Raw genomic sequence first — 13,925 nt, 5'->3', positions numbered from 1 at the left:
ACCGGAATTCATACCTGAATTCCGGGAGGGAGACAAGCTTCCTCTTGCGCAAGTAGGGCATGGAAATGGGCGAACAGGTGCGTGTCTTCCGGCGGCGTGGGGGCAAACGGGGCGTCATTGTCCAGGATATCCTCGCAAATGCGCATGAAATCGCGGGAGGTTTTCGCCCTTTTCATGTAATGGTCAAAGGAATAGGGAAGCCCGCGCGCGGTGTAAACCAGGTATTTTTTCATGCGGTGGATGTGTTTTTCCTCCACATAACGCTCCTGCATTTCCAGCGTGCGCTCATGGAGGCGGCGGATGTAATGCAGCACGTCCCGGAAGGTGGGGAAGCAGGGACTCTACCCTGGAAACGGTCGTGAAGCTGGGAAAATATCCATGGATTGCGCAGGGCCGCGCGCCCGATCATCAGGCCTGCGGGCCGGGCCAGCCGCACCCACGCGTCCGCCGTGGCCGCATCCACAATGTTGCCGTTGGCGACCACCGGACAGTCCAGCGCTTCCACGGCCCATTTTACCCATTCCGGATGCACCGGGGAGCGGTAGCCTTCCCGTACGGTGCGGGCGTGGATGCACACCCTGTCCGGGGTGTGGGCGGCAATCACGGGGAGAATGCGTTCAAACTCGTCCGGATTCTCGTATCCCAGGCGGCATTTGACGGTGAAGGCCCCGGCGGGAAGAACGTCCCGGAGCGCGCCCAGGGCCGCGTCCATGGCCTTCAGGGAGCGCAGCATGCCCCCTCCGGCGTTTCTCCTGCACACCATCGGGGCGGGGCAGCCCATGTTCAGGTCCACCCCCGCGCAGTCGTGCTCCATCAGGGCCAGCGCGTCCCTCGCCAGGTACTCCGGCTCATGGCCCACGAGCTGGCCGTAAATGGGGCGCCCCGTGGGATTTTCATCAATGGAGCGCAGGATGTATGGCGACATCTTTTTATGATGGGCCACCGTTCTGAAATACTCCGTGATGAAATAATCCGGCAGTGAATTCAAGTCCTTCAACGTCTTGAGGAAAGCCAGATCCGTCACATCTTTCATGGGGGCCAGGGCCAGGAGCATGCGCCTGTGCATACCGTGAAAAGCCCCGGTTGGCAAGCTGTGATTGTCTTGACGAAAGAAGGAAAGTGTGGAAGCTGTGAGCATGAATCAGGACTCAACCCGCAAAGCCAGAGTGAATGTGAGACGAGCCGAGGTGATGGAACAGGTGGAGAAGGAAATCCAGCAGCATTACCAGAGTGAATTGATTTCCCATATCCGGTCTGCGGGCAACGTGTACAACCTGGGCCACACGGAATTTTCCTGGCGAGGGAGTTTGGATTCTGCAACGGCGTGCGCCGCGCCATAGACATAGCGTATGCGGCCCGCAGGGTGTTCCCGGACCGGCGGATTTTCCTGATCGGGGACATCATCCACAATCCGGAGGTAAACCGGCAGCTGGAGGAAATGGGCATTCAGAAGCTTCCCTGGAAGCAGCTTGATTCCTCCTATGACCGGATTGCCGCGGACGACGTGGTGATTATTCCCGCGTTCGGCGTGCCCACTCCCTTCATGGATGCGCTGGAGGAAAAGGGCGTGCAGATTGTGGACACGACCTGCGGGGACGTGATGAAGGTCTGGAAAAGGGTGAAGAATTACGCCGCCATGGGGATTACCTCCATCATTCACGGCAAGGCCACCCATGAGGAAACCAGCGCCACGGCCTCCCGGGCCCTGGGGGAACGGGGAAAGGGGAAATACCTGGTGGTTTACGATTTGGAGGACGCCCGCATCCTGTGCGACTACATGCTGGGCCGCGGAGACCGCGAGGCGTTCCTGAAACGGTTTGAAGGCTGTTATTCCCGGGATTCGATCCGGACCGGGATCTGGAGGAAGTGGGCATCGCCAACCAGACCACCATGCTGAAGACGGAGACGCAGACGCTCCAGAGGATGGTGAAGGACGCCGTCGTCCAGAGGGACGGGGACGATGATAATTTTTATGTGTTCGACACTATTTGCGGCGCTACCCAGGACCGCCAGGACGCCCTGTACGAGCTGTTGAAGAACCCTCTGGACGTCATGTTCGTGGTGGGCGGCTACAATAGTTCCAACACCACGCACCTGGTGGATATCGCCAAGGAGCATGTGCCCACGTATTTCATTGAATCCGCAGAAAGCATCAAATCCATCCAGTACGTGGATGCCTTTGACACGGAAACGCGGGAAGTCCGCCGCATGACCACGGAACCGGTGGTGCAGAATCTGGGCAAATCCCTGAAGGTGGGGATTACGGCGGGCGCTTCATGCCCGGCCAACCTGATTGAGGCCACTATCCTGCGCATTGCAGAATTGCGCAAGTAGCGGCGCGCATCCGGAGCTGGAGGGATGCGGAGAAATGGGCACGCCTTCCACCGGGAAGGCATCTGCCGTTTTTCTCACGAAAACGGAGCGGTGGCCGAACCCGCGGGAGAGGAAAACAGAGAAACAGGAATACGGCGGAAAACGGCGCCGGGCGGGACTCCTTAATTTTCCAGGTCTTCCGGGGTGACGGAACGCTGTTCCCGGGAGGCAAGCAGTACGGCCTGTTCCACGACGTACTCCGTATTGGAGTCGAAACGGTAGGCGTTGCAGTTGGGACACACGGCAGTGGTCAGGGACACGATGGAGCCGCAGGCTTCGCAAACCTTGAAGTCCCCGGGACGGTCAATAATCAGTTTGGCTTTATCCAGGCGGGATTGCTGCATGGGAGGGGAAAATAAAACAAGCCGCTCAGCAGAACAGAGCGGCTTGCCATAAAGATCGTCAGAAAACCGAAGTGAAAACTCAGGCGATTTTTGCGATGGCCTTGGCGGCCTTGCTCTTGTAGTTGGCGGCGCGGTTGGCGGGAATGGTGCCCACCTTGGCGGCCTTGTCAACGGCGGAGGAGAAAGTGTTATAGGCAACGGCAGCGGCTTCCTTGTCAGACGTTTCCACCGCAGTGGCAATCTTCTTGCGGAGGGTCTTCAGCTTGGAGGACACAGCGCGGTTGCGGGCGGTGCGGGTTTCTGTCTGACGGATGCGCTTGAGTGCGGATTTGGTATTGGCCATGTTTTAAAAGAGGTTCGGTTTCCGTTTCGAGGTGGCAGAAACATTAGAATAACAGGACAAAATGTCAAGCTCTTGATATATTTTTTAAGGCATTCCTCCTAAGCGCGGGCAGACTGCGGGCTTTACCGGAAAAAGGGTTTGTGGCATCCTGTGCCTCCGTTATGAAGAAACGCGTGGATTTGCCTGAAAAAAAATATGAAGGATATATTTTTGATCTGGACGGCACCCTGGTGGACAGCATGCCGCTCCATTACAAGGCATGGCGCAAGGCCCTGGCCCGTGCGGGGGCGCCGGACCGCGTGTTCCTGGCGGATGAATTTTATTCCTGCGGCGGTAAATCCGCCAACGACGTGGTGCGTTTTCTGAATGAACGGTACGGCATGCACATGGATGCTGCTTCTACCGCTGCGGACAAGCGCCGAATTTATCTGGAAATGCTGGAAGAGGAGGGCATGCAGCCCATCCGGGAGGTGGTGGAATTCGTGCATTCCCTGGGAGACGCCCCCAAGGCGATCGCCACGGGAAGCGCCATGCCGGGAGCGTCCCGGACGCTGGCCGCCGCCGGACTTTCAGGTCTCTTTGACGTGATTCTGACGCCGGATGAAGTGGAGCATGGCAAGCCTGCGCCGGACATGTTCCTGAAAGCGGCGGAACTTCTGGGGGCATCCCCGGACCGCTGCGTGGTTTTTGAAGACGCGGAACCCGGCATGGAGGCCGCCGCAGCCGCCGGAATGGACTGCGTGCACGTCCGCCGCGCGTCCCTGGCCTGATTCCCTCTCCAGCGGCTTCCGCAGAGGGGCGCTTTCCGGCCTTCCCCTCCTCCCGGGATGCACGCCTGCATTTTAATGAAAAGGCTTCACATTACGCCCGGAATGCGCTAGAACCTTTTTTCCTATTGAACAAATAAAATATTATTTGCACATGAGCACAAACGACAAAACATCATCCGCCCCGACGAAAACCCGCATGACAGGAGCCGAAGTGCTCGTGGAATGCCTCGTGCGTGAAGGTGTAGACGTCGTCTTTGCCTATCCCGGCGGCGCCAGCATGCCGATTCACCAGGCCCTGAGCCATCAGCCCAAAATCCGGACCATCCTGCCCCGCCACGAACAGGGCGGCGCGTTCGGCGCGGAAGGCTACGGCCGCGTTACGGGCAAGGTGGGCGTCTGCATCTCCACTTCCGGCCCTGGCGCCACCAACATGATCACCTCCATTGCGGACGCCTATCTGGACTCCACTCCGCTGGTGGCGATTACGGCGCAGGTCATGCGTTCCCTGATCGGCCGCGGCGCCTTCCAGGAGACGGACGTGTTCGGCATGACCGCCCCCATCGTGAAGCACAGCTATCTGGTGACGGAACCGGAAGAACTGCCCCGCATCATCAAGGAAGCCTTTTACATCGCCTCCACGGGCCGTCCCGGCCCGGTGGTGATTGACATGCCCAAGGACGTGCAGGAAGCCGTGTTTGCGCCGGACTTCGACATGGAGATGGACCTCCCCGGCTACAACCCCGTGCTGCCCGTTCCCACGGAAAAGCTGGAAGAACTCATTCCGCTGATTGAAGGCGCCAGCCGTCCCGTCATTTACGCCGGCGGCGGCATCATCTCCGCGGAAGCCTCCGCGGACCTGCTGGAATTTGCGGAACGCTCCCAGATTCCCGTGGCGACCACCCTGATGGGCATAGGAGCCATGCCGGAGACCCACCCTCTTTCCCTGCGCTGGCTGGGCATGCACGGAGCCGTGTTTGCGAACAACGCCGTGAATGAAGCGGACCTGGTGATCGCCCTGGGCGCCCGGTTTGACGACCGCGTGACCGGCGCCGTCAACATGTTCTGCCCGGACTTCACCATCGTCCACATTGACATTGACGCCAGCGAGATCAACAAAAACAAGAAGGTGGCGCACCCCATCCGCGCGAACGTGAAGGACGCCCTCCAGGTTCTCAACGCCGCTCTGGCCGCTCAAGGCTGGGAACGCAAATCCTCCGGCTTTACCCGCACTCCGGAATGGTTCGGAGTGATTGAAGACTGGAAGAAGCAGTACCCCTTCTCCTATGAAGACCGCAAGGGCTATATCTCCCCGCAGGCCGTCATTGAGGAACTCTACCGCCAGACGGCGGACAAGGATCCCATCATCTGCACGGGCGTGGGCCAGCACCAGATGTTTGCCGCCCAGTTCTTCAAATTCGACAAGCCCCGTCGTCTGGCTACCTCCGGCGGCCTGGGAACCATGGGCTACGGCCTTCCCGCCGCCATGGGCGTGTGCCTGGCCTGTCCGGACAAGCTGGTGGTGAACATTGACGGAGACGGCTCCATGCTCATGAACATTCAGGAGCTGGCTACCATTCACGTGGAGCGCCTGCCTGTCAAATGCATCATCCTGAACAACCAGCACCTGGGCATGGTGGTGCAGTGGGAAGACCTGAAGTATGACTCCAACCGGGCCCAGACCTTCCTGGCGGACCCGCACGACAGCTATGACCCCACCCACAAGACGGAAGACGTCATCTACCCGAACTACCCGCTCATCTGCGCCGGATTCGGCGTCAAGTGCGAGCGCGTGCTCCGCATAGAGGAACTTCCGGCGGCCATCACCCGCATGATTGAATCCCCGGAGGCGTACGTGCTGGACGTAATGGTTCCTCACGACGTGCATGTGCTGCCGATCATCCTGGGCGGCATGAGCTACAAGGACGTGATTCTGGAACGCATTGCCGGGGACGGCTCCGCCAAGAAGGCGTCCGAACTGGGCAAGGAAATTCCGACGGCCCTGTAAGGAATATTCCGTCATTCATTCGTTAACGGGAGCCGTCCGCAAGGGCGGCTCCTTTTTAATGGCAGCGGAAACCGGAGGGGAATTCGGCTTCCGGCAATGGGGAAAACGGCACGCCGCCCGGGAGGCCTGTTGTTTTTGTGTCTCCATGTTGGCGGCTCCGGGGATGCACGGTTCTGTTTGAAGGAACATGGAAGATGTTGCTGGACGCGGCAGAGGGGAACGGCTAGCATCAATGAACCAAGTTGAATGCAAGCCGGACCGGACGCGGCGAAGATGGAATATTACGGAATAACGCCGCGTCTGATGCCGCCTTGCGCCAACCCCAAGCTCACAGAAAATTCCCGGGAGACCGGCGCTTGCTGCAAGTGATTGGGAAATGGATATTGACAAAAGAATCACCTCTTATCGGACCTGACCGTATCCGGCTTCCGCATCAGGTTGGCGCAAACCCCTTGCTGCGCCCTTGATGCTCAACCCGTATCCTTCAGGCCGTCGCACCCTCACGGGTGCGTGGATTGAAACTTTCTAAGGTAGGCTACTCTGGAATTTGAGTATCGTCGCACCCTCACGGGTGCGTGGATTGAAACAAAAGATTATCCATGATCTGCTGGCTCTTGATAAGTCGCACCCTCACGGGTGCGTGGATTGAAACCAGACAAGATAGCCGTAATATTGTGTGAAGGGAAGTCGCACCCTCACGGGTGCGTGGATTGAAACGTAAACAGAGTAGGTGATAGCGTCCGTCACGTCCGTCGCACCCTCACGGGTGCGTGGATTGAAACTTGCCAAAAGCCAGAATATCTGTTACGAAGGCTTGTCGCACCCTCACGGGTGCGTGGATTGAAACTATTTCCCTGCCTGTCTACATGCTCTTGAAAAAAGTCGCACCCTCACGGGTGCGTGGATTGAAACCATGACAGAGCCGGAACAAACCAGTTACACGGCGTCGCACCCTCACGGGTGCGTGGATTGAAACTACAGTTCCTTATGAGTGAATGTGTTGCAAATGGGTCGCACCCTCACGGGTGCGTGGATTGAAACCCCATATTATATCCCCTTTTATTATATCCCTATCGTCGCACCCTCACGGGTGCGTGGATTGAAACCGGCCTTGACGCGCCAGGGCGGCCATTACATCAAGTCGCACCCTCACGGGTGCGTGGATTGAAACAACGCAGGCGACGGGCATCAAGGGGCAATACGCCGTCGCACCCTCACGGGTGCGTGGATTGAAACCAGCTCCTTGATTCTGGTCTCCTGTTGGGCGACCGTCGCACCCTCACGGGTGCGTGGATTGAAACAGAGTTAAACCCCTTCAGGCCGCCGGAACCCTTGGTCGCACCCTCACGGGTGCGTGGATTGAAACTCGTCAACTCCGCTCTTTGTAACGCGGCCAAGGAGTCGCACCCTCACGGGTGCGTGGATTGAAACCCGGGAGCCAAGACAAAGCGGCTTGTCCATGTCAGTCGCACCCTCACGGGGTGCGTAGAATGAATAGTGCAGTTGTTTTTAATGATGTCTGCATGGTAAGGGAGGTGATTATTATGATAAATGGTTATTTATTGAATATTCTTTTAAGGAGGATTTTTATGTTGGGGAGGACGCCGGATGAACAACTTTCCGGATGGTTTATTATGGTTTCCGGACAGCCTGTCCGGAAAAGGGAAGCAGGCAAGCGGTGCATTTCCTGCGGCATGGGATTTTTTTCCGCGTTCACAGTTTGTGATGGATGAAGCCGGAGCAATCCAATATAAAGATAAGATGCATATAGACTGGTTGAATGATTTTTTGGAATGGACGCCTATTTTGCTGATGGTGCTGGTAGCGGTCGTTTTTCTGGTGGCGCTGAAATGGAGAAGCGGCAGGATGAAGAAGTTTCTGGAGGAGTGGAAACGTAAGATCGTCCGGCAGGCGGAAGCCGGGAATCCCTCCGCCCAGTTCCGTCTGGGGCGCATTTACCAGGAGGGGGACGGCGTGGAGAAGGACCCGGACCGGGCGGAGGATTGGTTTCACAGGGCGTTGCCCGGGTTGAAGCAGAAGGCGGATGCGGGAGATGCGGATGCCGCCTTTGACCTGTATGATTGTTTTCATGAAGGTCTGGGCGCGGAGAAGAGCGATACGCAGGCCCTGCACTGGCTGCAGCTTGCAGCGGAGCAGGGCAAGCCGGAGGCCATGTTTGACCTGGCCCTGGAGTACCGGGAAGGCGGCCTGGTGGAGAAGAATGAGGATTTGTTCATGTACTGGCTGCGTAAGGCTGCGGAAGCGGACGAGAGGGACGCCCAGTACCTGCTGGCCGCCTGTTATGAACACGGCAATGGAGTTCCGCAGGATTTGAATCTTGCACGGGAATGGTATGACCGCGCGGCGGAAGGAAAGGATTCCGGTACGGAGGAGGATCCGGAGCGCGCACAGGGGAAATAGGAGGCGGCGAGCCTCTTTCGGCTGGACAAATGGGGAAGCGGGCGACACTCTAGGCGTTTCATGGAGGGCATACGCTATTACAACCGCTACACGGGCAGGGAAGAACGGGAACAGGTGCTGGGGGAGAAGTACCTGCAATGGATTTACGGCACTTCCACAGGCCGGGCTGCACTGCATGTCCTGATCAAGCGCGGCGTTTTTTCCCGTCTGCTGGGGTGGTTGAAGAACCGTTCTTCCAGCGCGCGGTCCATCCCCTCTTTTGTGGAGGAGTACGGCATCAATATGGAGGATTCCCTCAAGGGGATGGGAGAGTTCAAGCATTTCAACGATTTTTTCTACCGCCGCCTGAAACCGGGAGCTCGCCCTCTGGCCGGTGGGGAGGATACGGCCGTTTTTCCCGCGGATGCCCGGCACATGGGCTGGGAACGCGCTGACCGAATCAAGAGCGTTTTCGTGAAGGGGCAGAGTTTTGACCTGCCCGCCCTTATGGGGAGTGAAGCGCTGGCCGGACGGTATGCGGAAGGCGCCGTCGTTTTGTCGCGCCTGTGCCCCACGGATTACCACCGTTTTCATTTTCCGGTGTCCGGGGTGCCCGGCCCGTGGACGAGGCTGGGCGGTCCGCTGGCGAGCGTGTCTCCGTACTGCCTGCGCCGCCGGCTGGCGTGGCTATGGACTAATAAAAGGAATTTGACCCTGATCCGGTCGGAGTTGTGGGGAGAGGTCGCCATGCTGGAGGTGGGCGCCACCGGGGTGGGGCTGATTGAGGAGACGTATGTTCCGGACGTTCCCGCCGCAAGAGGGGGAGAAGGGGTATTTTGCCTTTGGAGGCTCCACGGTGATGTGCTTTTTTGAACCGGGCAGAATACGCCTGGCTCCCGACCTGCTGGAAAAGACGGCGGAAGGCATGGAGTTGTTTGCCCGTCAGGGAGATATGATGGGCGTCTCTGCGGAGTAGCTGCGGTCCGGGAAGGGGTGCGGCCATGATGTCTCCGGATTATGAATCCGGAGTCAAGCTTACAAAATTGAAAGAAAAAGGTTTTGGAGAATTTGAGCTTGTCCATATCATGGGAATTGTCAGAGGGTGTTCCTGATGTAATGGGCTTTCTTTTCGTTCCAGTAATGGTTAATAACCGTCTTTACGCTTCGGCGGCGCCCTCCATCAGGGCGGGAGGCCCTGGCTCCCGGGAGATATGCGGCTGTGAAAGGGGACGGTGGAAGTGTGGATGGATTGTGGCTTTGCGGCACTGGCGCCTGAAAGCGGCAGAGTTCCTGCTTTTCGTTGTTGAAACTCTTTCTGGAGCATAGCGGAAGTTTTTTTTAATAGCCGTCACTGCATTCCGGTGAGGGCATCCATCAGAGCCGGGAGGTCCTGGACTACCAGACGATATGCGGCCGTAAAAAGTGAATGTGGGAAATGTTGATGGAATGTCCATTTGGAGTTTTTTCCAGCCAAGCCGGAGCCTGGAGAAAGACAGCTTTTCCGGATTGTAGAATCTTTAACGGATTCATAATCCGCTATTTCCTTGGGCAACGGGTTCCATTCCGTATTTCACCCATTAATAAGAATAAATTTATGAAGTGCCTATGTATTCTTGGTGTTCTGGCCAGCCTGGCAACGGCACAGGCGGCTACTGTGTTGAGCACGACGACCAAGGACGATCCTTCCACCCTGACTTCCGGGGGATACGGAGCCTATTACGGTTTTTCCTTTGACCTGGACCACATGCTTCTTTCCTCCGGGGAAGGGATTTCACCGAATTCCACGGTGTTCCTGCAATCACTGGATATTGCCAAGGCGACGAACAGAACGGATGCCACCGACGGGCTGTACGTGACGATTTTTTCCTCCGCCGCTACCAAGGACGGAACGACGTTCGTGGGGCAGTCCACGACCACCGTTGACATGGCCGGAGATGGCGCCGGAGACGGAGCGGCCTCCTGGGAGAAGGCCGTGTTCAATAATTTGCAGCTTGATAGCGGCGTAACTTATTACGTGGCTTTTACGACGACGCAGATTTCAGATGCCACCAGTTGGGGTGATGTGAGCTTTTCCTCCGCCAGGTTGAGGCTTGGCAAGGAAGCCGACGGCGTGGACATCGGGGATGTGTATAAGAATGCGGGCTTTACCAGTACGGAGGGTTCCGTATGGGGACCGGCGTTGAGGGCGGAAGTGACGCTGGCCGCCGTGCCGGAACCGGCTTCCGCCTCCCTCGGCCTGCTGGGGCTGGCCGCCCTGCTGATGCGCCGCCGCAGGTTCTGATTAACGGAGCCATGAATGAAAGAGTCCGGCACTCCTCCCGGGAATGCCGGATTTTTTGATTTTCCGGAATAACGGGCTGGGTAAGGACCGTTCGCAGGTTACTTCATTTCCGCAATGGCGCGGGCCATGTCCGGAGCCTTGAAGGTGGAGGAGCCCGCCACCAGCACGTCCGCCCCGGCCAGGGCGCACTGCGCGGCATTGTCTTTGCCGATTCCTCCGTCCATTTGAATCAGGAAAGGGGCCTGGTGCTCCGTGCGCCATTCGGCGGCTTTTTCCACCTTGTCCAGCACGGAGGGCATGAAGGATTGTCCGCCGAAGCCCGGCACCACGGACATGACCAGCAGCAGGTCTATTTCCTCCAGGTAGGGAACTACGGCGTCAAAGGGCGTGGCCGGGTTGACGGCCAGACCGTTTTTCACTCCGGCTTTCCGGATGCGCCTGAGGGTGTCGCGGATGTAGTGGGGGTCCCCCAGCTCTACATGGAAGCAGATGAGGTTGACGCCCGCTTTGACAAAGCGGTCAAAGTAGTGGTCCGGCCGTTCAATCATCAGGTGGGCATCCAGGAAACGGTCCGGCCCCACCGCTTTTCTGACGGCGGCGCAGATTTCCGGGCCGAAGGAGATGTTGTCCACAAAGTGGCCGTCCATGATGTCCAGGTGTAGCCAGTCGGCTCCGGAGTCAAAGGCACGGCGCGCTTCCTCCCCGATGCGGGAGAAGTCGGCGGCCAGCAGGGACGGGGCGATCATGGTCATGATGGCAGAGTCTTTCCGGGGTGTCAGTTGGCTACGATGTTGACCAGGCGGCCGGGCACGACAATTACCTTGCGCACGGTGACGCCGTCCAGGAAGATTTTTACCTTGGCGGAGGCCAGGGCCAGCTTTTCCAGTTCTTCCCGGGAGATGTCCCTGGGCACTTCCAGCTTGTCCCGCAGCCTGCCGTTCACCTGGATGACCATGGGAACGGTGTTTTCCACCAGCAGGGCTTCCTCCCAGACAGGCCAGTTTTTCTGGCAGAGCTGCGTTTCCGCCAGGGCGGGGAATTTCGCTTGCAGGCGGCTGTGAATTTCTTCCGTGAGATGGGGGGCAAAGGGGTTCAGCAGCGTCAGGAAGGCGTCATAGTCCTGTACGTCCACCACGTCCGCGGAGGTCATGGCGTTGGTGCATTCCATCATTTTGGCGATGGCGGTGTTGAAGGACATGTCATTGATGTCTTCCGTCACTTTCCTGATGGTTTTGTGCAGTTCCTTGCGCACGGGGAGCACGGCGGCTTCCGGAGCGTCCGCCGCCAGCTTGGGGTTGATTTCCCATTCGCCTTCCTGGTTTTCCCGGAAGGCCACGCGCCAGACGCGGGCCAGGAAGCGGGAGATGCCTTCCACCCCCTTGGTGGCCCAGGGCTTCACGTCCTTGAGGGGCCCCATGAACATTTCATACAGGCGCAGGGAGTCCGCTCCGTATTCGCGGACGATGTCGTCCGGGTTGACGACGTTGCCGCGGGACTTGGACATTTTCTGGCCGTCTTCCCCCAGGATGAGGCCCTGGTTGACGAGCTTCTGGAAGGGCTCGCTGGTGGTGAGGTAGCCCAGGTCAAAGAGAACCTTGTGCCAGAAGCGGGCATAGAGCAGGTGGAGCACGGCGTGTTCCGTGCCGCCCACGTACAGGTCCACGCCTCCGGGGTTGCCGGTGGAGCCCATCCAGTATTGTTCCGCCTCACGGCTGACGAAGCGTTCCGTGTTTTCCGGATCCAGGTAGCGCAGGTAGTACCAGCAGGAGCCGGCCCACTGGGGCATGGTGTTCGTTTCACGGTGGGCCGTGGGAGTGTACGCAATCCATTCCGTGGCCCTGACCAGCGGGCCGCGGGGGTCGCCCGTGGGGGCGAAGTCGTCCAGATCGGGCTGGAGCACGGGGAGTTCGCTTTCCGGCAGGGCGCGGTGGCGGCCGTCTTCCCAGACGATGGGGAAGGGTTCCCCCAGTAGCGCTGGCGGGAGAAGAGCCAGTCACGGAGCTTGTAGTTTACCTTGCGGCGGCCCTTGCCGTTTTCCTCCAGCCAGAGGATCATTTTTTCCTTGGCTTCCGGAGTGGGCAGCCCCGTCAGGAAGCCGGAGTTCACGCTGGCGCCTTCATAACCGCAGAAGCCGCGCCAGTCAATGTCTTCACTGGGCGGCTGGACCACCTGGAGAATGGGGAGGCCGAATACCTGGGCGAAGGCGAAGTCGCGTTCGTCATGGGCCGGAACGGCCATGATGGCTCCCGTGCCGTAACCCATCAGCACATAGTCCGCAATCCAGACGGGGACCTGTTCCCCGTTGGCGGGGTTGACGGCATAGGCTCCGGTGAAGACGCCCGTTTTTTCCTTGGAGAGGTCCGTGCGTTCCAGGTCGCTCTTGGAGGCGCACTGGGCGCGGTACTGTTCCACGGCGTCTTTCTGTTCCGGCGTGGTGATGGTGTCCACCAGCGGGTGTTCCGGGGAGAGGACCATGTAGGTGGCTCCAAAGAGGGTGTCCGGCCTGGTGGTGTAAACGGTGATGGTTTTCCCGTTCAGGGTGAAGTCCACTTCCGCCCCTTCAGATTTGCCTATCCAGTTGCGCTGGAGCAGTTTGATGGATTCCGGCCAGTCCAGCGGCTCCAGTTCGTCAATGAGGCGCTCCGCGTAGTCCGTGATGCGCAGCATCCACTGGCGCAGGGGGCGGCGTTCCACCCGGTGGCCCTTGGATTTCCATTCCTCCACTTCCTCGTTGGCCAGGACGGTGCCCAGGTCCGGGGACCAGTTGACGGCCGCTTCCGCCACGTAGGCCAGGCGGCGCTGGTCGATTTCCTCCCGGCTCAGCCCCTGTTCCTCCAGTTCGGAGACGGGGCGCGCCTTTTTCAGTTCCCTGTTGTAGTAGGAGTTGTAAAGCTGGAGAAAGATCCACTGGGTCCAGCGCACGTATTCATGGTCCGTCGTGGCTATTTCCCGGTCCCAGTCATAGGAGAAGCCCAGCATCTTGAGCTGGCGGCGGAAGTTGTCAATGTTTTGGAAGGTGGTGACGGAGGGGTGCTGCCCGGTCTTGATGGCGTATTGCTCCGCGGGAAGGCCGAAGGAGTCCCACCCCATGGGGTGAAGGACGTTGAAGCCGTTCATGCGCTTGAAGCGCGCCACGATGTCCGTGGCGGTATACCCTTCCGGATGGCCCACGTGCAGGCCCGCGCCGCTGGGGTAGGGGAACATGTCCAGCACGTAGTATTTGGGTTTGGACGCGTCAAAGCCCCCTTCTCCGGGATTGCTTACTTTAAAGGTTTTCCTTTCGTCCCAGATCTGCTGCCATTTGGGTTCAAAAACGTCAAAGGGATATGGTTTCTTGCGCTCGGACATGATGGGGAGGAATGTATACTCCGCCTGCTGGCCAATCAAGCCTAAACCCGGTGGCGCAAAA

13 protein-coding genes, 1 pseudogene and 1 CRISPR repeat array are annotated in these 13,925 nt (G+C 58.7%); of the genes and pseudogenes, 8 read left to right on the top strand and 6 right to left on the bottom strand.

Features of this window, described 5'->3' with window-relative positions; genetic code table 11:
• Window positions 1–8 precede the first annotated feature (8 nt).
• Both PVA48_RS00640 and PVA48_RS00635 read right to left on the bottom strand, forming a co-directional pair.
• Complete coding sequence (locus PVA48_RS00640) at window positions 9–233, bottom strand: hypothetical protein (protein WP_423232075.1); 225 nt, start codon at window positions 231–233, stop codon at window positions 9–11.
• Complete coding sequence (locus tag PVA48_RS00635) at window positions 230–1,066, bottom strand: tRNA dihydrouridine synthase (RefSeq protein WP_423232074.1); 837 nt, start codon at window positions 1,064–1,066, stop codon at window positions 230–232. The genes PVA48_RS00640 and PVA48_RS00635 overlap by 4 nt, the downstream gene beginning before the upstream one ends.
• A gap of 70 nt (window positions 1,067–1,136) precedes the next feature.
• Here PVA48_RS00635 and PVA48_RS00630 point away from each other — a divergent pair, with 70 nt between their 5' ends.
• Genes PVA48_RS00630 through PVA48_RS00620 form a run of 3 tightly spaced genes read left to right on the top strand, consistent with a single transcriptional unit; the run spans window position 1,137 to window position 2,334 of the window.
• Entirely contained in the window at window positions 1,137–1,340 is a 204-nt protein-coding gene (locus PVA48_RS00630) for a hypothetical protein (protein ID WP_423232073.1), read from the top strand.
• Window positions 1,325–1,897, top strand: a complete 573-nt coding sequence (locus tag PVA48_RS00625) for a hypothetical protein (RefSeq protein WP_423232072.1) — start codon at window positions 1,325–1,327, stop codon at window positions 1,895–1,897. Before PVA48_RS00630 ends, PVA48_RS00625 begins: the two co-directional genes overlap by 16 nt.
• Complete coding sequence (locus PVA48_RS00620; RefSeq protein ID WP_423232071.1) at window positions 1,867–2,334, top strand: hypothetical protein; 468 nt, start codon at window positions 1,867–1,869, stop codon at window positions 2,332–2,334. The genes PVA48_RS00625 and PVA48_RS00620 overlap by 31 nt, the downstream gene beginning before the upstream one ends.
• 161 nt (window positions 2,335–2,495) lie before the next feature.
• Here the strand turns inward: PVA48_RS00620 and PVA48_RS00615 are convergent, their stop codons facing one another.
• Both PVA48_RS00615 and rpsT read right to left on the bottom strand, forming a co-directional pair.
• Window positions 2,496–2,717, bottom strand: coding sequence for a hypothetical protein (locus tag PVA48_RS00615; protein ID WP_022396706.1), 222 nt, complete (start codon window positions 2,715–2,717; stop codon window positions 2,496–2,498).
• Window positions 2,718–2,796: 79 nt separating this feature from the next.
• Window positions 2,797–3,060, bottom strand: a complete 264-nt coding sequence (gene rpsT, locus PVA48_RS00610; protein ID WP_022396707.1) for a 30S ribosomal protein S20 — start codon at window positions 3,058–3,060, stop codon at window positions 2,797–2,799.
• 161 nt (window positions 3,061–3,221) lie between these two features.
• Between rpsT and PVA48_RS00605 the strand changes: the two genes are divergently transcribed.
• The 5 genes from PVA48_RS00605 (at window position 3,222) to PVA48_RS00585 (ending at window position 10,516) form a co-directional block, all read left to right on the top strand.
• Window positions 3,222–3,830: an HAD family hydrolase gene (locus PVA48_RS00605; protein ID WP_102728294.1), complete on the top strand. Its 609-nt coding sequence runs from the start codon at window positions 3,222–3,224 to the stop codon at window positions 3,828–3,830.
• Between the two features lie 196 nt (window positions 3,831–4,026).
• The gene (gene ilvB / locus PVA48_RS00600; protein WP_423232070.1) at window positions 4,027–5,835 is read left to right on the top strand and encodes a biosynthetic-type acetolactate synthase large subunit; all 1,809 of its coding nucleotides are present in this window, start codon (window positions 4,027–4,029) and stop codon (window positions 5,833–5,835) included.
• Window positions 5,836–6,326: 491 nt separating this feature from the next.
• A CRISPR array of direct repeats spans window positions 6,327–7,266; the repeat unit is 31 nt; unit sequence GTCGCACCCTCACGGGTGCGTGGATTGAAAC.
• A 330-nt stretch (window positions 7,267–7,596) separates the two neighbouring features.
• A complete protein-coding gene (locus tag PVA48_RS00595; RefSeq protein WP_180970939.1) occupies window positions 7,597–8,256 on the top strand; it encodes a tetratricopeptide repeat protein in 660 nt (219 codons plus the stop codon).
• A gap of 60 nt (window positions 8,257–8,316) precedes the next feature.
• Window positions 8,317–9,108 (top strand): phosphatidylserine decarboxylase, encoded by a 792-nt coding sequence (locus PVA48_RS00590; protein WP_423232069.1) that lies wholly within the window; start codon window positions 8,317–8,319, stop codon window positions 9,106–9,108.
• Window positions 9,109–9,829: 721 nt separating this feature from the next.
• Window positions 9,830–10,516 (top strand): PEP-CTERM sorting domain-containing protein, encoded by a 687-nt coding sequence (locus PVA48_RS00585; protein ID WP_180975168.1) that lies wholly within the window; start codon window positions 9,830–9,832, stop codon window positions 10,514–10,516.
• A gap of 98 nt (window positions 10,517–10,614) precedes the next feature.
• Here PVA48_RS00585 and rpe read toward each other — a convergent pair whose 3' ends face one another.
• Both rpe and leuS read right to left on the bottom strand, forming a co-directional pair.
• A complete protein-coding gene (gene rpe / locus PVA48_RS00580) occupies window positions 10,615–11,268 on the bottom strand; it encodes a ribulose-phosphate 3-epimerase (RefSeq protein WP_022396713.1) in 654 nt (217 codons plus the stop codon).
• Window positions 11,269–11,291: 23 nt separating this feature from the next.
• Window positions 11,292–13,864 (bottom strand): annotated as a pseudogene (gene leuS / locus PVA48_RS00575) (leucine--tRNA ligase).
• Window positions 13,865–13,925: the final 61 nt, after the last annotated feature.

It is taken from the genome of Akkermansia sp. JRP_AM1, from assembly GCF_049262625.1.
Taxonomy (GTDB): Bacteria; Verrucomicrobiota; Verrucomicrobiia; order Verrucomicrobiales; family Akkermansiaceae; genus Akkermansia; species Akkermansia massiliensis.
This window is presented reverse-complemented; position numbering and strand designations above follow the sequence as displayed.

What these genes read in the sequence shown, in the direction of transcription:
- PVA48_RS00640 (WP_423232075.1), bottom strand. Translation starts at nt 233, where the DNA reads ATGAAAAAATACCTGGTTTACACCGCGCGCGGGCTTCCCTATTCCTTT.
- PVA48_RS00635 (WP_423232074.1), bottom strand. Translation starts at nt 1,066, where the DNA reads ATGCACAGGCGCATGCTCCTGGCCCTGGCCCCCATGAAAGATGTGACG.
- PVA48_RS00630 (WP_423232073.1), top strand. Translation starts at nt 1,137, where the DNA reads ATGAATCAGGACTCAACCCGCAAAGCCAGAGTGAATGTGAGACGAGCC.
- PVA48_RS00615 (WP_022396706.1), bottom strand. Translation starts at nt 2,717, where the DNA reads ATGCAGCAATCCCGCCTGGATAAAGCCAAACTGATTATTGACCGTCCC.
- rpsT (WP_022396707.1), bottom strand. Translation starts at nt 3,060, where the DNA reads ATGGCCAATACCAAATCCGCACTCAAGCGCATCCGTCAGACAGAAACC.
- PVA48_RS00605 (WP_102728294.1), top strand. Translation starts at nt 3,222, where the DNA reads ATGAAGAAACGCGTGGATTTGCCTGAAAAAAAATATGAAGGATATATT.
- ilvB (WP_423232070.1), top strand. Translation starts at nt 4,027, where the DNA reads ATGACAGGAGCCGAAGTGCTCGTGGAATGCCTCGTGCGTGAAGGTGTA.
- PVA48_RS00595 (WP_180970939.1), top strand. Translation starts at nt 7,597, where the DNA reads ATGCATATAGACTGGTTGAATGATTTTTTGGAATGGACGCCTATTTTG.
- PVA48_RS00590 (WP_423232069.1), top strand. Translation starts at nt 8,317, where the DNA reads ATGGAGGGCATACGCTATTACAACCGCTACACGGGCAGGGAAGAACGG.
- PVA48_RS00585 (WP_180975168.1), top strand. Translation starts at nt 9,830, where the DNA reads ATGAAGTGCCTATGTATTCTTGGTGTTCTGGCCAGCCTGGCAACGGCA.
- rpe (WP_022396713.1), bottom strand. Translation starts at nt 11,268, where the DNA reads ATGACCATGATCGCCCCGTCCCTGCTGGCCGCCGACTTCTCCCGCATC.